This window comes from Rhizobium sp. O111 (assembly GCF_055616315.1).
In genome coordinates, this window is sequence record NZ_JBSHXL010000002.1 from 934,990 (window position 1) to 953,230 (window position 18,241).

The 18,241-nt window shown below is 63.3% G+C and carries 13 protein-coding genes and 1 pseudogene; 13 read left to right on the plus strand and 1 reads right to left on the minus strand.

The window, feature by feature from the left end:
- Positions 1-36: 36 nt before the first annotated feature.
- From ACVTFQ_RS23915 to ACVTFQ_RS23960, 10 genes and pseudogenes are all read left to right on the plus strand, one after another.
- A complete protein-coding gene (locus ACVTFQ_RS23915; RefSeq protein WP_113177016.1) occupies positions 37-2,382 on the plus strand; it encodes a molybdopterin-dependent oxidoreductase in 2,346 nt (781 codons plus the stop codon).
- A gap of 362 nt (positions 2,383-2,744) precedes the next feature.
- A complete protein-coding gene (locus ACVTFQ_RS23920; RefSeq protein WP_113177017.1) occupies positions 2,745-4,394 on the plus strand; it encodes an ABC transporter substrate-binding protein in 1,650 nt (549 codons plus the stop codon).
- 34 nt (positions 4,395-4,428) lie between these two features.
- Positions 4,429-5,439 carry an ABC transporter permease gene (locus tag ACVTFQ_RS23925; protein WP_113177018.1) on the plus strand — a complete coding sequence of 337 codons (1,011 nt, stop codon included), beginning with the start codon at positions 4,429-4,431 and terminating at the stop codon, positions 5,437-5,439.
- A pseudogene (locus ACVTFQ_RS23930) lies at positions 5,436-6,283 on the plus strand (ABC transporter permease). Before ACVTFQ_RS23925 ends, ACVTFQ_RS23930 begins: the two are co-directional and overlap by 4 nt.
- Positions 6,262-7,986: an ABC transporter ATP-binding protein gene (locus tag ACVTFQ_RS23935; protein ID WP_113177020.1), complete on the plus strand. Its 1,725-nt coding sequence runs from the start codon at positions 6,262-6,264 to the stop codon at positions 7,984-7,986. Before ACVTFQ_RS23930 ends, ACVTFQ_RS23935 begins: the two are co-directional and overlap by 22 nt.
- Positions 7,983-9,065, plus strand: coding sequence for an LLM class flavin-dependent oxidoreductase (locus ACVTFQ_RS23940; protein ID WP_113177021.1), 1,083 nt, complete (start codon positions 7,983-7,985; stop codon positions 9,063-9,065). The genes ACVTFQ_RS23935 and ACVTFQ_RS23940 overlap by 4 nt, the downstream gene beginning before the upstream one ends.
- Before the next feature lie 157 nt (positions 9,066-9,222).
- On the plus strand, positions 9,223-10,326 hold the full coding sequence (locus ACVTFQ_RS23945; protein ID WP_113177022.1) for an LLM class flavin-dependent oxidoreductase: 1,104 nt from the start codon (positions 9,223-9,225) through the stop codon (positions 10,324-10,326).
- 109 nt (positions 10,327-10,435) lie between these two features.
- Positions 10,436-11,617, plus strand: coding sequence for an acyl-CoA dehydrogenase family protein (locus tag ACVTFQ_RS23950; protein WP_113177023.1), 1,182 nt, complete (start codon positions 10,436-10,438; stop codon positions 11,615-11,617).
- A gap of 120 nt (positions 11,618-11,737) precedes the next feature.
- Positions 11,738-12,298 (plus strand): FMN reductase, encoded by a 561-nt coding sequence (gene msuE / locus ACVTFQ_RS23955; protein ID WP_113177024.1) that lies wholly within the window; start codon positions 11,738-11,740, stop codon positions 12,296-12,298.
- A gap of 90 nt (positions 12,299-12,388) precedes the next feature.
- Complete coding sequence (locus ACVTFQ_RS23960) at positions 12,389-13,372, plus strand: C-terminal binding protein (RefSeq protein WP_470424032.1); 984 nt, start codon at positions 12,389-12,391, stop codon at positions 13,370-13,372.
- A 29-nt stretch (positions 13,373-13,401) separates the two neighbouring features.
- On the opposite strand, the gene ACVTFQ_RS23965 is transcribed toward ACVTFQ_RS23960, so the two are convergent.
- Positions 13,402-14,790 carry an FAD/NAD(P)-binding protein gene (locus ACVTFQ_RS23965; RefSeq protein ID WP_113177025.1) on the minus strand — a complete coding sequence of 463 codons (1,389 nt, stop codon included), beginning with the start codon at positions 14,788-14,790 and terminating at the stop codon, positions 13,402-13,404.
- Positions 14,791-15,078: 288 nt separating this feature from the next.
- Between ACVTFQ_RS23965 and ACVTFQ_RS23970 the strand changes: the two genes are divergently transcribed.
- From ACVTFQ_RS23970 to ACVTFQ_RS23980, 3 genes are read left to right on the plus strand one after another with little or no spacing between them, the layout of a single operon-like run.
- A complete protein-coding gene (locus tag ACVTFQ_RS23970; RefSeq protein ID WP_113177026.1) occupies positions 15,079-16,218 on the plus strand; it encodes an ABC transporter substrate-binding protein in 1,140 nt (379 codons plus the stop codon).
- A 53-nt stretch (positions 16,219-16,271) separates the two neighbouring features.
- Positions 16,272-17,381, plus strand: coding sequence for a FecCD family ABC transporter permease (locus tag ACVTFQ_RS23975; RefSeq protein WP_113177027.1), 1,110 nt, complete (start codon positions 16,272-16,274; stop codon positions 17,379-17,381).
- Entirely contained in the window at positions 17,378-18,235 is an 858-nt protein-coding gene (locus ACVTFQ_RS23980; protein WP_113177028.1) for an ABC transporter ATP-binding protein, read from the plus strand. The genes ACVTFQ_RS23975 and ACVTFQ_RS23980 overlap by 4 nt, the downstream gene beginning before the upstream one ends.
- Positions 18,236-18,241: the final 6 nt, after the last annotated feature.

The window sequence follows — 18,241 nt, forward strand, 5'->3', positions numbered from 1 at the left end:
TCTCCCAACCGGCCGCCATGACGAGGGCGTTTCGACATGAATGCGTTTAAACCTCACAGCTCTCACTGGGGTGCGTTTTCCGGCCGAATGGCCGATGGCCGGCTGGAGATAAAGCCTCACCCTGATGATCCGCATCCTTCACCACTGCTGGGCAATCTGGCGGCGATCGCCGATAGCCCTGTGCGCATCAGGCGGCCGGCCGTGCGGCGGGGCTGGCTTGAGGGCAGGCCCGGCCACGCGCAAAGGCGTGGTGCCGACGACTATGTCGAAGTCAGTTGGTCGGAAGCGGCGGACCTCGTCGCGGCGGAGCTTCGCCGGGTTTACGAGACCTTCGGCCCAACGGCCGTCTTCGGCGGTTCCTACGGCTGGGCGAGCGCCGGCCGTTTCCATCATGCGCAGAGCCAGATCCACCGCTTCCTCAACGTGCTCGGCGGCTACGTGCGTTCCGTCAACACCTACAGCTCCGGCGCGGCGATGGTCATCATCCCGCATGTGCTCGGCCCCTATGACAGCTTTGACCGCAAGAGCGTCACTTGGGATGCGATCGAGCGCAGCAGCGAGCTGGTCGTCGCCTTCGGCGGCATGGCGATCAAGAACGCCGATGTGCACGGCGGCGGCATCAGCAACCATGTCGTGCTGCCGAAGCTGAAAGGAGCGAGCGCCCGCGGCGCGCGTTTCGTGCTCGTCAGCCCCTTGGCCGATGATTTTCCGTCAGAGGTGAATGCCGAGTGGATGCCTGTCGTTCCAGGCACCGACGTGGCCTTGATGCTCGGCCTCGCCCATGTGCTTGTCAGCGACAGCCTGCACGATCGCCAGTTTCTCGACCGCTATACCGTCGGATACGACCGCTTCGAGGAGTATCTCCTCGGCCGCACCGACGGCACGCCGAAGACCGCCGAATGGGCTGCCTCGATCTGCGGTATCGGCGCTGACGCCATCCGCGACCTCGCGCGCGCCATGGCGCGATCCAGGACACTGATCACCGTCAGCCACTCGCTGCAACGCGCCGATTATGGGGAGCAGCCGGTGTGGATGGGGATCGTGCTTGCGGCGATGCTCGGGCAGATCGGGCTGGATGGTTGCGGCTATTCCTATTCGCTCGGCGCCCTCGGAAATATCGGCAAGAAGCTTCTCGCCGTGCCGCTGCCGACGCTCAAACAGTTCAAGAACCCGGTGGCCGATTTCATTCCCTGCGCGCGGATCGCCGATATGCTGCTCGGCCCAGGCGAAGCGTTTCACTATAACGGCCAGGCTCTTCGCTATCCCGATATCCGCCTGGTCTACTGGGCGGGCGGCAATCCTTTTCATCACCACCAGGATATCAACCGGCTGCGCGCGGCGTTCCGGCGGCCGGAGACGATCATCGTGCATGAATCGGCCTGGACATCGACGGCCCGACACGCCGACATCGTACTGCCGGCGACCACGACGCTCGAGCGCGACGACATAGGCGCTGCCGATCGCGACCAGCTGATGATCGCGATGAAGCGCCTGATCGAGCCGGTCGGCGAAGCCAGGGACGACTACGAGATTTTTGCCGAGATATCGCGGCGGCTCGGGAAGTTCGAGCTTTTCACAGAAAACCGCACGAGCCGCGAATGGCTGGCCTTTCTGTTCGAGACGACGCGCCAGGCCCTTGCAGCCGGCGGCCACGAGGCGCCGGATTTCGAGACGTTCTGGCAGCGGGGCGAGTTGCGCCTTCCTATCAAGCCTGACGATGGCGGCCCGGCGAACGGGTTCCGGCACGATCCGGACGCCTCCCCGCTGCAGACGCCGTCGGGAAAAATCGAGATCTTCTCCGAGACGGTCGCGCGCTTCGGCTACGACGATTGCGGCGGCCATCCGCAATGGTATCCGCCGGGTTCAAGAGGAGAGGCCGGGGACGAAGCCCGCTATCCGCTACATCTGATCTGCAATCAGCCCTACCAGCGCCTGCACAGCCAGTTGGACTACGGCGCCTTCAGCCGCTCGACGAAGATCGACGGCCGTGAGCCTATCCGGGTCAATCCCGCCGATGCAGCCACGCGCGGGATTTCGGACGGCGATATCGTCAGGCTTTTCAACGAGCGCGGCAGCTGCCTTGCCGCCGCCATCCTCAGCGACGACGTGCGGCCGGGCGTGATGCAGCTGGCAACGGGCGCATGGTTCGAGCCCTCCGATCCTGAAGTAAAAACCACCATGTGCATCCACGGAAATCCGAATATTCTGACGCGGGACATCGGCACGTCGAAGCTGGCGCAGGGCTCGACCGGGCAGATCACGCGGGTTGAACTTGAGCGCTTTGCCGGCCCATTGCCGCCAGTTCGAATCTTCGAACCGATGCGCTTCGTGGCGCGCGAAGACCATGCCGGCATCGAGGCCGCGCTCGACGATCGGACGTGAGGTCCGCTCTTGGAAAACGCCCTGAAACACCAATCCAAACAGCGTCCGAAATTCCGGCAAATTAATCTACAAATTCCATAGAAAAGGAATAACTAGTCTTTCGCCGATGGGATGCGCTGCTAGGCTGTCCGTCATGAACTTGAAGCCGAAACGAGGGAGCTTTTCATGACCGACACAAAGACAAGAACGCACGGTCCGCGCGCGATGTGCCCCACCATGCCGGCCCGATAACGCCAAGCTTTCCGCACGCGCCTATCGCTCATGCACCCTTACAAGTCGCGGCGCTTAGCCGAGGCCTCGCACCCGCGCGTCTCCGCGACCCGTCGCATAGCCAAGACATCACTCCATCATCTGGATCACCCATGACCGAACGTTCCTCCCTGCTTTCTCTCTCCCGGCGCCGCCTGCTGATCACCACATCCGTGGCCGCGGGTGCAGCACTCGTTGCCTCGGCAACTCGTTTCGCGCAGGCCGCCGACGCGCCGCGCGAGGGTGGCGACATCACCTTTCTGATCGATTCCCTCGGCGACACCTGGATCCCGAACAACAGCGCGATCTCCAGCTTTCAGGGCCATATCTGGGGCCACGTCACCGACAAGCTGCTCTACGTCGACCAGGGCGGCAAGGTCAGCCCGTGGCTGGTGGAGCGCTGGGAGCAGAATGACAAGGCCACCGAATTCACGCTTCATCTGAAAAGCGGCGTGACCTTCTCGGATGGAGCGCCGCTCGATGCGGCCGCCGTCGTCGCCAACCTCGATATCTGGTATGCGGGTCGCAAGAACGAAGGCATCAATCCGATCGGCCTTTTCCCCAAGACCTATGACCACGCCGAGGCCGTCGATGCCGGCACGGTGAAGGTTTTCTTCAAGAAGCCGACACTCGGCTTCATACCGACGCTCGGCTATCACGGATCGATCCTGATCTCTCCCAAGAGCATCGCGCTGCCGGCCGCTGAGCAGGCCGACCTCAGCAAGACCGCCGGCAGCGGCCCGTTTGTAGTGGAAAGCTGGAAGGAGGGTGATCACGTCACGCTGGTCAAGCGCAAGGACTACAACTGGGGACCTGAAGCCGTCGGCCACACCGGCCCGGCCTTCCTCGATTCCATCACCTACAAGCTGGTGTCGGAACCTTCCCTCAGGGTCGCCTCGGTTCAATCCGGCCAGGCCGACATCGCCTACAACGCCTCTCCGCAGGAGCTGAAGTCGCTCAAGGACGAAGGTTTCACCATCGCCACGCCGCGCTATCTCGGCTTCGTCAATGGCTGGGCGGTCAACACCAAGCTGGCGCCCTATGACGACGTCAAGGTTCGCCAGGCCCTGCAGGCCGGCATCAACCGGCAGGAAATCATCGACACCGTCTATACGCCGGACTGGAAGCTGGCGACGTCCTTCATCCAGAGCAACGTGCCCGGCGCGACCGACCACAGCGATCTTCTGAGCTACAATCCCGAAAAGGCCGAAAAGCTGCTCGACGAAGCAGGTTGGGCGAAGGGTGCCGACGGCATTCGCAGCAAGGACGGCAAGCCGCTGGTGCTGACCATCCATTCCAACCCCTATCTCGCCACCTCCAAGTCGGTTGACGAGCTGATCGCCCAACAGCTCGGCAAGATCGGCTGGAAGGTCGCCATCCGCGCCTATGACGTCGTGACCTTCGGCGAAAAGGTGAAGTTCGGCGGCGCCGCCGTCCCGACCTACGAGGTGACGCGCAGCTTCATCGACGCGGGCACGGTCGCCAGCATCCTGACGAACGCGAACAACGGCGAGAACTGGTTCGCACTCGACGACCGCGACGCCAAGCTCAACGACCTTCGCGACAAGATCGCCGGCGCCGGCTCCATCGATGAACGCAAGCCGCTCCTCGACGACCTGCAGCAATATGTTCTCGACCAGGGCTACTTCATCCCGCGCACGCAGATCGTCCAGCGCATCTACGTGCAGTCGCCGAAGCTGAAGGGCGCGGTCTACAACGGCGTCGCCTATGCCAGCTACTACACGGCCTCGCTCGTCGGCTGACGCGCGAGATACCTGAAACATGTGAGGCATCGGTATGAGCAATGTCTACCTAACCTACGCCGCCAAACGGCTCGGCCAGGCTGCCGTCGTCATCCTGCTGGCCTATGTATTCACCTTCGTGGTCGTCAGCATCCTGCCGGGCGACCCGATCACCAGCGTTCTGCGCAACCCGCAAAACGGCTTCAGCGAAGAAGAGATTGCCGAGATCATCGCCGCGCAGGGCCTCGACAAGCCTGTCATCGTGCAGCTGTGGAACGCGCTTTCCGGCTTCCTGACCGGCGATCTCGGCATGTCGATGCGCTCCAACAGGCCGGTCGCCACCCTGATCGGCGAGGTACTGCCCTCGACGCTCATCCTGGCGGCGGCCGGCCTTGCGGTCGCGTTGGTGCTCGCAATGGCGGTCGCCTATGGCACCCGCTTCGTGCCCAAGCGGTTCGGGCAAGGGCTGTTGCGCGGCTTTCCGTCGCTCTTTCTCTCCGTACCGAATTTCGTCATCGGTCTGGTCCTGATCCATGTCTTCGGCTTCCAGCTCGGCCTCTTCCGGGTGATCAACCCCGACAGCGCCTGGGCGACCTTCTTTGCCGCCGTCGCACTCGGCATTCCGGTTTCCGCGCAGATCGCCGAAGTTCTGATCGCCAATCTCGACAAGGAAGCGGAGCAGGAATACGCCGCCGTTGCGCGCAGCCGCGGAATCGGCCAGATGGGCCTCTTCGTCCGGCATCTCCTCAAGCCCGCCTCGTTGCCCGTCGTCACTGTCGTGGCGCTGACCATCGGCGAGTTGCTTGGCGGCTCGCTGATCACCGAGACCGTGTTCGGACGCACCGGCGTCGGTAGCCTTGTGCAGCGATCGGTGAGCACGCAGGACCTGCCGGTACTGCAGGCGATCGTCTCGCTCGGCGCTGTCGTCTTCGTGCTCGTCAACCTGATCGCCGATCTCCTCTACCCGCTGCTCGATCCGCGCGTGAAACTCCTCGGGGCCGCGAAGCGTCGCCCGACAACGGCCGATGACAGCGCACTCGGCACGACAACGGCGGTGCATCCATGAGCCTCGTTTCCAATCTCTCCATCTCGAACGCAGGCGCCGGCCGGCTCGCCGCTCTGCGCCTCCCTGCCACCGTCGTGCTATCATTCGCGATTATCGCGATCGTGATCGGATGGTCGATCGCGCCGCAGTTGTTCACCAGCCATAGCCCTGTTGTCGGTGTTCCCGCCGACAAGCTGCTGGGCCCGAGCTTCGCGCATTGGTTCGGCACCGATCATCTCGGCCGCGATGTCTATGCCCGCGTCGTCTACGGCACCGCCTCGTCCGTCTCCAGCGCGCTCGTCGCCGTCGTCATCGGCGTCGTGGCGGGCGGGCTGATCGGGCTGGTCGCGGGTTTCCTCGGCGGATGGGTCGATATCGTCTTCGCACGGCTCGTCGATGTGCTGCTCTCCATTCCCAAGTTTCTCTTGGCGGTCATCGTGGTGACGGCCATCGGCTTCGAGACCATCAACGCCGCCATCGCGACCGGCGTCTCGGCCGTCGCCTTCTTCGCGCGCGTCACGCGCTCGGAGGTCATCAAGACCCGGCAGTCGACCTTCGTCGAGGCTTCGTTCCTGTCGGGCGGTTCGCGCTGGTACATCCTCTTGCGCCATGTGCTCCCGAACGCCTCGCGCTCGGTGCTGCCGCTCGCCGTGCTGCAATTCGGCGAGTCGATCCTCGTCATCGCCGTAGCCTTGCCTTCCTCGGCTACGGCGACCCGCCGCCAGCGTCGGATTGGGGCCTGCTGATCTCGGTCGGCAAGGATTATCTCAAATGGCCCTGGCTCGTTTATGCACCCGCTTTCGTTACGATCGCGACCGTCCTCTCTGTGAACAGGATCAGCCGATGGCTTCGCAAAACAGACTGAACACCGCCTTCATCGCCCACCACGACGCCGTTGTCGCGACCAGCGCGGCACCACTCCTGGCCGTCGAAAATCTCTCGGTGTCCTATGGACGCCAGGAGGTGGTCCATGGCGTCGATTTCGAACTCGGACAAGGCAAGAGCCTCGCGCTCATCGGCGAATCCGGATCGGGCAAATCGACGATCGCGCGTGCCGTGTTGCGGCTGCTGCCGAGTGGCGGCGCGGCGAATGGGAAGATCGTTTTCGGCGGTAAGGACATACTGGCGCAATCCGAGCGCCAGTTCCGGCCGCTTCGCGGACGCAAGATCGGCTTTGTGCCACAGGATCCGGGCAACGCGCTCAATCCCGTTCGCACCATCGGCGCGCAGGCGATGGAGGCGGCGGCGCTGACTGACGAGCCCAACGCGGCGATCCGCAAGGCGCTCATCCTCGAAACCTTCGCGCAGGTCGGCCTCGACAATCCCGCGCGTGTCTACGAATCCTACCCGCACCAGCTTTCCGGCGGCATGTTGCAGCGTGTGCTGATCGGGCTCGCCGTGCTGCCCCGCCCCACGCTTCTCGTCGCCGACGAGCCGACCTCGGCGCTCGACGTCACCATCCAGAAACGGATTCTCGATCTGCTGTCGCGCCTGCAGCACGAGCTCGACATCAGCCTTCTTCTCATCACCCACGACCTGGCGATCGCCGCCGAGCGCGCGGATTCGCTGGTTGTGCTGAAGAACGGTACCGTGCAGGAAGCGGGCAGGACATCGACGGTCTTCGCCGCGCCGGCATCCGACTATGCCCGCAAGCTGCATGCCGATGTTCCAGCCCTCAATCCGAACCGCTACGCGCGGCTTCGCGACCCCGGCCTCGTTCTTCTCAAGGACAATAGCCGCGCGCCGAAAATCACCGTCGGCGGGGTGACGAAGCGGTTCACGGTCGACGGCAAGACGCTGACGGCGGTGGACGACATCTCCTTCAAGGTCCCCGCGGGGACCACGCATGCGCTGGTCGGCGAATCCGGTTCCGGCAAGACGACCACCATCCGGCTGCTGCTCGGACTGGAGGAGCCCGACAGCGGCGCGATCACCGTCGCCGGCGAAACGGTAACCGGCCAAAGCCGGACCGCGTTGCGCTCGGTGTGGCGCCATCTGCAGCTCGTCTACCAGAACCCGTTTACCTCGCTCGACCCGGCCTGGAAGGTCGAGCACCTCGTTCGCGAGCCACTCGACAGGTTCAAGATCGGCAAGCCTGGGGAGCGCGACCTTCGCGTTCGCGAGGCCCTGGCCGATGTCGGGCTTGGCGAGCATCTGCTGGGCCGCAAGCCGGGCGCGCTATCAGGCGGCCAGCGCCAGCGCGTGGCGATCGCCAGATCGCTGGTGCTGAGGCCCGATGTCATCGTGCTCGACGAACCGACCTCCGCGCTCGATGTCAGCGTTCAGGCCGATATCGTCGAGGTGCTGCTGTCGCTGCAGGCAAAGCTCGGCCTGACCTATGTCTTCGTCTCCCACGATCTGGCGCTGGTCCGCCAGCTCGCGCACACCGTCTCGGTCATGCGGCAGGGCCGCATCGTCGAGCATGGAACGGTCGCCGAAATCTTCGGCGCGCCGAAGGATCCCTACACCGCGTCCCTGCTGGAATCGATCCCCGCGGGGATCGCCGAAGCCGCTCCCGCGCCGCGCGGCAAGCTCCGGCAAATCAAGCGCCAGGAGCAAATCGCATGACCATCGCCGCATCCGCCAACACCGTGCCTGAGGGCTTCCGGCCGAAGCAACGGCTGGGTTTCAATACCCGCGTGTCGTTCAGCGACGATACCGGGCCGGCTCAAGGCCTGAAGGATGGTATCGAGCTGTTCAGGCAGGCGGAGGCGCTCGGCTACCAATCGGGCTGGGCCTACCAGCGGCACTTCGATCACTATCTGTCCTCGCCGCTTCCGTTCTTTGCCGCCGCCGGCCAGCACACCAGCCGCATCACGCTGGGATCAGCGGTGATCCCGATGCGCTATCAGGACCCGATCCTGCTTGCCGAGGCCGCCGGCACCACGGATCTCCTGATCGGCGGCCGGTTGGAGCTGGCGATATCTACGGGCGCGAACGCCGCCTTCGACGCCGTATTCGGCTCCACCGACACCGATGCGCGCACGGAAGCCAAGCGCCGCCAGGCGCGGTTTCTCGCGGCGATTTCGGGTGAGGTGCTTCACACCGTAGCCGAACCCGGCCAGGGCGCGCTTGAAGGCGCCGAGCTGCGGGTGACGCCGCACAGCCCGACATTGCGGGCGCGTATCCGCCAGGGCTCGGCGAGCCTGAGCTCGGCCGTGCAGGCGGCGGAACTCGGCATCGGCCTGATTTCGGGAACCGTGCTGCACGACTTCGACGAGGGCGAGACCTTCGGCCAGTACCAGGCCCGGATCATCGAGGCCTACCGGTCGACCTGGCGCCGGCTCTGGAAAACCGAACCGCCTCCGGTCGCCGTCGCGGCCTCGATCCTTGTCGGCACAAGCGCCGAACTGCGCGAGAAATACGCCGACTACGATCTCGAACGGCGAACCAAGGGCATTGCCGCGTCGCGCCCCAACGGCGCGCTCGCGCCGCCGACGCAATCCGCCGATCTCAGGATCTCGCCGGTGTTTCAAGGCTCGCCCGACGAGGTGATCGACGCGGTCTTCAACGACCCCGGCCTTGCGGCCGCCGACGAGGTGGTGCTGTTCCTACCCCCCGCCTTCGGCCTTGCCGACAACATCAGGCTGTTGACCGACCTCTCCCGAACGGTTGCGCCAGCGCTTGGCTGGACACCCGGTTTCTAACCTCAGGCAGAGCAGACATCACGACCACCGCATTCGTTCAAAGCCACACGGCAGTAAAATATTCTATCTTTTCTATAGAAATAGAAACGCCTCTCTTCATTCTCAATTCGCCACTGCTTAACGTCCAAGCACTGGCCGTCACCATCAAGGAGCTCCCATGACCGCGGAATTCATCAGCGTAAGCTTTCCGAACGCATCGAACGACCTGAACCCGCTGCCGGATGCGCCCGTCGACCCGCTCTTTTTGGAGCGCTACGCACGCGCCCTTGACGACTACGGCTTCAACTACACCCTCATTCCCTACTCCTCGTCGTCCTTCGATCCTTTCACGCTCGGCGCCACGGTGCTGGCGCATACCAAGAACATCAAGATCATTGTCGCGCTGAGGCCGAACACGGTCTACCCGACTGTTGCGGCAAAATCGCTCGCGACGCTCGACCAGCTGAGCGGCGGCCGTGTCGTCGTCCACTTCATCGCCGGCGGCAGCGACGACGAACAGGCGCGTGAAGGCGACTTCCTCAACAAGGAAGAGCGCTACGAGCGTCAGGAAGAGTATATTCGCATCCTGCGGCTTGCCTGGACATCGAAGGAGCCCTTCGATTTCGATGGGAAATACTATCAGTTCAAGCAGTTCCGCAGCGCCGTTCGTCCCACCAACGGTCTCATCCCGATCTCGCTCGGCGGCTCCTCCGATGCGGCCTATCGTATCGGTGGATCGCTCTGCGACATCTTCGGGCTCTGGGGCGAGCCGCTCAAGGAAACCAAGCAGCAGATCGACCGGATCTACGCCGAAGCCGCGAAGGCCGGCCGCACGGATCGTCCCCGCATCTGGGTCACCTTCCGCCCGATCGTCGCCGAAACCGACGAACTCGCCTGGAAGAAGGCCCACAAGGTTCTCGATCAGCTGACCACCAACCGCCAGAAGGGCCTGGCGCGCGCACCGATCAACGCCACGCCGCCAGCCAATGTGGGCTCGCAGCGCCTGCTCGATATCGCTGCTCGCGGCGACGTGCATGACCGGGCGCTTTGGTATCCGACGGTGACCGCCACCAACGCAAGCGGCGCGACCACCGCGCTCGTGGGTTCGCCGCGCACCATCGCGGATTCGATCCTCGACTATATCGACCTCGGCGCCGACCTGATCTCCATCCGAGGCTACGACAATTTCAACGATGCGGTCGACTACGGGCGCTACATCCTGCCGCTGGTGCGCGAGGGCATTCGCGAGCGGGAAAACGCCAAGAAGAAGAACGCCGCATGATGCATGCGGTCCGGCCATTGCGCCGGACCGCAGCTCTCTCTTAGCGTCCGCCTGAAAAGCATCCTCACGAGATATCGAGGATGCGCTCCGACAGCCAGAAGGCCTCAGCATGCCCTATAACCAGATCGCCCTTGATGACGCCGTGCGCATCCTCGCAGAAGCAGCACCCGAAGCCGATCAGACAGGCCAGTTTCCCTGGGCCGGCATTCATGCCGTCCATGAAGCCGGGCTGCTCGAAAGCACGGTTTCCAGCCGCTACGGCGGTAAGGGCGGTACGCTGAGCGATGCGGCACATATCCTCGCGGCACTTGGCCGGGGCGATCCATCGGTGGCGCTGATCAGCGCCATGACGATCTTCAACCATCTCGGCCAGGCGACCAAGAGCCACTGGCCTGATGATCTCTATCGGCGTCTGCTGGCCGAGGCGAAGGAGCGTCCGCTGCTCCTGAATGCCGCGCGCGTCGAGCCGGAACTGGGCTCACCCGCCCGTGGAGGCCTTCCCGCCACCGTTGCGCGGCGCACGCCAAACGGCTGGGCGATCACCGGTCGCAAGCGTTTCGTGACCGGCGCGCATGGCCTGACGCATTTCCTCGTCTGGGCGCATACGGACGAGCTCTCGGCTCGGGTCGGGACATTCGTCGTGCCGAACGGCCTGCCGGGCATTCGCATCATCGAAAACTGGAAGAGCCTCGGCATGCGCGCAACGGGCTCCCATGACGTCGAATATGTCGATGTCGAAATCCCCGCGGAAAACGCGCTGGAATTGGTCGACCCCTCGGTCGCTCAGCAGGACAACCGCGCTCACGCCGCGATGAACCTCGCGCTGACCGCGATCTATCTCGGCGCCGCCGAAGCAGCGCAATCGGCCTTCATCCGTTTCGCGCATGAACGCATTCCCTCCAACCTTGGCCACCCGATCGCGCGGACCGAGAGGTTCGTCACCCTCTCGGGCGAAATCGACCTTCTCGTTTCCGGTGCCCGCGAGATCATTTTTGGCGCGCTCGCATCGACGGATGGTGCTGCCGAAAGACTGATCCGGGCCCGCCTGATCGCTGGCCGCCAGCTGCGTGAGGCGGTGCAGATCGCGGTGCGCGGCCTTGGCAATCCCGGCCTCAATGCCGATCTCGGCATCGAGCGGCATTTCAGGGACGTTCAATCCGTGCTGGTACACGCGCCGCAGGAGGACACCTCGATCTCGATGCTGGGCCGCGCCGTCTATCAGAAATGGAACGCCGAGGAGGCCGCTCGCTTGGGGCGCTCCCCGGCGATACCGGTGCTCAAGACGGCATAGCGAGAGGCCCTCGCGGCGATCTCCATATCATCTTGCACCAGAAACATCTGCACCTGCGAACCGGCCTTAAGGCCCGCCGCACCCCTCGAATAAGCGGGAAGGCCCGTGAAAGGAAATTTGATGAGCAACGATCTTATTGTCGGCTTCTCGGGCAATATCACCCGCCCCTCCAGCACCAAGCGCTTCGTCGAAAGCGTGACGGCGTCGCTCGCCGAGCGCGCGGGTCTCGATCACGTGATATTCGATGTCGAGGATTTCGGCCCGGCGCTGGCGACCGCACGCTCGATCGCCGATCTCGATACCAAGGCCCAGGCGGTGATCCGCACGATCATCGAGGCGGACGCCCTCGTCATTGGCTCGCCGACCTACAAGGGAAGCTATACCGGGCTGTTCAAGCATGTGATCGACCTGCTCGATCCGGCCGACCTGCGCGGCAAGCCCATCATTCTGACCGCAACCGGTGGCGGCGACCGGCACGCGCTGATGGTCGAGCATCAGCTCCGCCCGCTGTTTGCCTTCTTCGAGGCCTTTGTCGTCCCGACCGCCGTCTATGCGTCGAGCCGTGACTTCACCGATGGCGCGCCCTCGCCCGCAATCACTGGCCGCGTCGAGCAGGCGCTGATCCAAGCCGCGGCCCTGGTGCGCACCCGCTCCGCCCCCACGGCGATCGCCGCGGAATAGTCGAGCGTTACCGCATCTGGCGATGCGTTTCTTCGAGATATCAAGGTAGAGCCAGAGGCGGGACAAGGCATTACAGGACAAAGGAAATACGTGGTCGGCATCACCGACCACATGTTCGGCACGCCTGACCTTGAGGCAAAGCTGTTCGGCGACGCGGTCGAGATCGACTACTTCGCGACCACAGACGAAACGCAGTTTTCACCGGAGCGCCTTGCCCGCCTGGATGCGCTGATGGTCTGGGGTGCGCGGCTCGGGGCCAGGAGCATCGCCCATCTTGCGCGCTGCAAGGGCGTGGTGCGCTATGGTGTCGGCTATGAGAAGATCGATCTACCGGTGCTTTCGGCAGCCGGTATCCCGTTTGCGAACAACCCCGATTACGGCACCGAGGAAGTCGCCGACCACGCCGTCGCGATGATGCTCTCGCTACACCGTCGGCTGTGGGAACACGACGCCCGCGCTCGCGGCTACACATCCGGCTGGCAGGTTCACAGCCTGAAGCCGCTCCCGCGTTCAAACCGCGCCACGGTCGGCGTCATCGGCGTCGGGCGGATCGGTACGGCTGTCGTCAACCGCCTCAAGCCGTTCGGCTTCCGCATCCTGGGCTACGATCCCGGCCAGCCGCGTGGGCATGAGAAGGCGATCGGCTACCAACGCGTTGACCGGCTCGACGAACTCCTTGCTGAGGCCGATATCGTAACGCTCCACTGTCCTGCTAACGCCGAAACGCGCGGTCTTCTAAACGCGCAGACGTTGTCGCGGCTGAAGCCCGGTGCGATCGTCGTCAACACGGCGCGCGGCGAGTTGCTCGACGATCTCGACGCGCTTGAGACCGCGCTACGAACCGGCCATCTGGCGGCAGCCGCGATCGATACGCTGGCTGAGGAACCGCCACGAAATCATTCGCTTCTGACGGCGTGGCGCAACAGGGAAGATTGGCTCGCGGGGCGTCTGGTGATCACCCCGCACAACGCCTTCTACTCCGATCACGCCGCAATCGAGATGCGCCACAACGCGGCGATGACGGTGAAGATCCTGCTGGAGGAAGGGCATCTTAGAAATCGAATAGATATCTGACACTTCTTGGTTGGCGAAAAGTTCGGGCTCTATTCATCCGCCCTACTTTGCTCGGCAAGCAAGAGCTCATCGATCCAGTTGTCGAGCGCGGCAGCGGCGGCATGCCCTTGAGTAACGATCTCGGGCACCAGGTCCATATCCGGCAGACTGCCCAGGCCGAGAGGGCCCATCGCAAACAAGCCTTGAAAGCGCTGCGGTTCCAGTGCCGCGCGGCCGCAGCGATCGACGAGAATGCCAAGGTCGACTTCGTCGCGCTTCGCGAGACCAGCGCGCAGCACGGAACGATACAGCGGCGAGTCCAGTTCCGTTGGCCGCGACCGGCAATCGACAGCCCTGCTGGCGTAGAGCACCTCAAGGCCCGCCGGTCCTGAAAAAAGCACACCATTCGTCGCGATGCGTTCGACCTTGCCCTTGCGCGGCGTGATGGCACCGTCTGCGATGGCCTGATGAAGCCGCTCAAAATGCTCGGGCGGCAGGCGATTGCGGTGGCTGTCGTATATCGCGCGCACGTGGCGCTTGAAGCGGCCGCGTTCCTCCGCGCTCAACTCCTGCCACAGGTCATGGGCACGCAGCCTGAAGCCATTCATGATCCCCTGCCAACCGGATCCATCGGCATTGGCGGCCTCCGCCGCCCGGCGCAGATGCCTGAAGGCACCGCGAAGCGTGCGCGGAAACGGCTCCTCCGAAACGATAGGCCCAACGGCCGAGCGGGCATGCGATTGCGGCAGAAAGCCCGAAGCCGAAATAAGCGTTACGTGTCGCGCCTGGCGGTCGGCCAACAGGCGAAGAGCCCGATCGACCGCCCGAACGCCGGCACCGATCACGACGACATTATCGCCAGCAGGGCTTATCTGCCCTTCCGTCGGATTTTCACGCAATCCATAGCCGGTGGCGAGAAAGACCGCATCGAAACGGGCGCTCTGCCGGTCGCCGAACGAAAGCGAGAATCCCAGTTCCTCGCTATGATCCAAGCCCGTCACGATCTCGGGACAGATCTGCACGACGACATCGGTCCTGTTCTGCAGCACTTCGGAGAAGCGCTGATGCACATATAGGGAAAACAGCTCCCCAGGCACGAATGTTTGATCCAGCCCCGCTCGCGCACCGCCGGTGCTATCGCCAAGCTTCTGCTCTGCCTCGAGCCACCTACTGAAGTCGTCGCGAACCACTGGATCGACGGACAGGTCGCGAACACGGCTGTTGAGCAAAGTCGTCGCCGATTGGCTCACGCCCCGGCTGAGATCGACCGTCTGTTGCGGATCATACATGACAAGATGGAACGGCCTTTTGACCGTCCTGAGCAGCGCGATGGCCGTCAGCATGCCCGTGAAGCCGCGGCCGACGATCGCGACCTTGAAAAGCGAACGTGTCTGCAGATCTTGCGGTCGTCTGGAAAAACTGGAGGGGAGCTGTGTCATGCGTCAGTTCCTTTCCTGCATTGGCCCGGCAACATGCGCCGGCTAATTCATTCGGATCGTGATGAAGGCATAATTGTCTACCAAAAGCATAGAAATTATAATTGCGAAGGCAAGCCCTTTTTGAGAGGCAGCGCGCAGACCGGGCGCCAAATATTATTCTACTAAATCTATAGACAATAAAAAATCGGCCTTTCTCAGACGCTGACGGTTTCCCTAAGCTCACAGTCAAGCGGTCGGCGAGGGGTTTCGTCCGATCCGCCTTCACCATCCGGCTGCAAGGGGACAACAATGCGCAAATCGACCATCCTATCCGACCTTTCCGTCAATCGTCGCGGGGCGCTTGCGCTTTCCGGCGCTCTTGCTTTCGGCTCGCTGCTGTCTGTCCAGGGATTTTCGCCGGCGGCCTTCGCCGAGACCGATGACCGAAAGACGGTAACGATCACCGACGAACTTGGCCGTGAGGTCAGCGTCAAGACGCCGATCAAGGCCGTCTACACCGACCTCTGGTACCAGGCGGAGATCGTTCGGGCGATAGGCGCCGGCGATACGATCGTCTCGATCGACCAGAGCACCAATCCCGCCAAGAACCCGGCTAACAAGGACTATTTCGCCAAATTCGCCACCCTTCCGGATGCCGGCAATTACAATGGCCCCAACTGGGAGACGATTGCCGCCTCCGGCGCGGAAGTTTTCTTCACCCGCCGCAATGCGCCATGGCAGGATGCGATCGAGAAGTTGAAGCCTTTCGGCATCGAGGTTGTCGTCGTCAGCACCTGGGACCCGAAGGTTCTGCGCGCGCAGCTGGCCAACCTCGGCAAGATCTTCGGCCAGGAAAAGGGCGCGGCGGATCTCGCAGCTCTCTACGATGATATCGATACTGTGCTCGCACAGCATCTGAAGGGTGTCGAGCCGAAGAAGGTCTACTTCGAAAACAATGCGGATTTCGTGACCTCGCTTCCCGGCTCCGGCTTCCATGACACGATCGTGCTCGGCGGCGGCAAGAACATCTTCGGCGACATCGCCATTGCCAATACCGGTAGCGCATCGGTCCACACCTACACGGTCGATCCGGTCGAGATCATCAATCGCAACCCGGATGTGATCATCCACAACGGCGTCGACGGTCTGGCGGCCGGCTATGCGCCCTGGGACCAAACACAGTTCGCGGCGCAGGCGCAGCGCATCATCGATCGCCCCGGCTGGAGCGCCATCAAGGCGGTTCAGGACAAAAACGTCATCGTCTTCAGTAACTTCTTCTTCTCCGCCCTCGGCAAGCAACTCGGCGCGCTCGCCGTCGCCAAATGGCTTTATCCCGATCGTCTCGCGGACGTTGATGTCGACGCTTATTTCGCCCGCTGGCTGAAGGCTCAGGGTGTCGAAGCTCGCTCCGTCGCCGGCTACGCCTACAGGCTCGACGGCAAGGTCTGAGATGCAGCGACGCGCCTCGGCGCGACGACACCCCATTCAGTTTCGAGGAAAATATGAGTTCAGTCCAAACGGAATCCCATTCTCCGCCTTTGCCGCATTCCCTGCCGACCGATATCCGCAAACCACGTGACCGCTACACCGGCCAGAAGCTCGCAATCGGCCTCGGGATCGCCGCCGTCATCATCACCGCCCTCGTCGGCATCCAGATCGGAACTTCCGGGGCAACGCTGGTCAATGTCCTGCAGACCTTCTGGGCCAAGATAACCGGCACGGTACCGACGGATCGCACCACGCTTCTAATGCACAACGTCATCTGGGAGCTGCGCCTGCCGCGCGTGCTTCTCGCCATTCTCGGCGGCGCGGCACTCGCCGTCGCCGGCACGCTGTTTCAGGGCCTGCTGCGCAATCCGCTGGTCAGCCCCTTTACGCTCGGCATCGCGCCGGCAGCAGCCTTCGGCGCCTCGCTGGCGATCGTCGTCTTCGGTGCGACGGCGGGAAGTGCGGCGGTGTCGCTTGTCATCGGCGCGCTTCTGTTTTCCTTCATCAACACAGCGCTGGTGCTCTCGCTCGCATCGTCGCGCAATCTCCATGCAACGACGCTCATCCTCGTCGGCATCGCGCTTTCGCAGCTCTTCGGCGCGCTGACGGCCTGCATCCAATATTTTGCCGAGGACGAGGTGCTTGCGGCGATCGTCCGCTGGACATGGGGTTCGGTCAACAATTCGGCCTGGTACCAAGTGCTCGCGCTCTTCGCGCTGCTTGCCCTCGCCTTCCCCTATATCCGCTTCCGTTCGAGCGCCCTCAATGCGATCGCCTTCGCCGGCGACGATTCGGCCAAGAGCCTCGGCGTCGCCGTCTCGACGGTACGGCTGCAGACGATCGCGATCGCGGCTACGCTGACGGCGGTGACCATCGCGTTTACCGGCATCATCGGCTTCGTCGGCCTCGTCGCGCCGCATATCGCGCGGCTGGTCGTCGGTCCCAACCACCGCTTTCTCATTGCGTTTTCAGCCATCATTGGCGCCCTGCTCCTCGTCGTCGCCGATGCCGTCGGCAGGCTCGTCATCTCTCCTGGCGTCATTCCCGTCGGGATCATCGACGCCTTGGTCGGCGCACCGATCTTCCTCTACCTCATCCTCTCTCGACAAAAGGCAATCGAATGACCCTCCAGATTTCCTCACTCGAAGTCGGCTATGGCAAACGACAAGTCGTCAAGGGCGCGAACCTGACGATCGGCAAAGGCGAGCTCGTCGGCATTCTCGGCTCGAACGGCTCAGGCAAGTCGACGCTGATCAAGACGATCGCCGGGATAAACACGCCGACATCAGGCTCGATCACCTGGAACGGCGATGCTGACCTCACCAAGCTTGCACGCCGCGATCTCGCCCGCATCGTCGCCTATGTGCCGCAATCGATCGGACTGTCCTTCGGGCTCGACATCCGCGAAGCCGTGCTCCTCGGGCGCACACCCTACTTCGGCACCCGCCCGCGAGATGAGGACTGGGCGCATGTCGATGCTGCCATGCAGCGCATGGGCCTTGAGGATCTCGGCGACCGGTCAGTGACGGAGCTTTCTGGCGGCCAGGGACAACGCGTGCTGATTGCGCGCGCCCTTGCCCAGGATCCGGAAATCCTGCTTCTGGACGAACCGACCAGCGCTCTCGACATTCGCTATCAGTGGCAAACGCTGGTAGTTGCCCGCGACGTCACCCGCAAGAACAACGTGGCGGCCGTGATCGCCATTCACGATCTCAACCAGGCCGCTCGCTTCACCGACCGCGTGGTCTTCCTGCAGGACGGGGTGGTAATTGCCGAAGGGCGACCAGCAGACGTGTATTCACCCGAACTGATCAAACGCGTCTACGGCGTAGAGGTGGAACTGTCGCTGCACAAGGGCTTCGTCCAGGTCCACCCATTGTCGGAACGCGACCAGTCCGCTCTCGGGCTGCATTCAACGCCACCGGAGCCCACTCACGAAGTGCGCACCGTTGAACAGCGCGGCTACGCGACGGCCTGACATCTT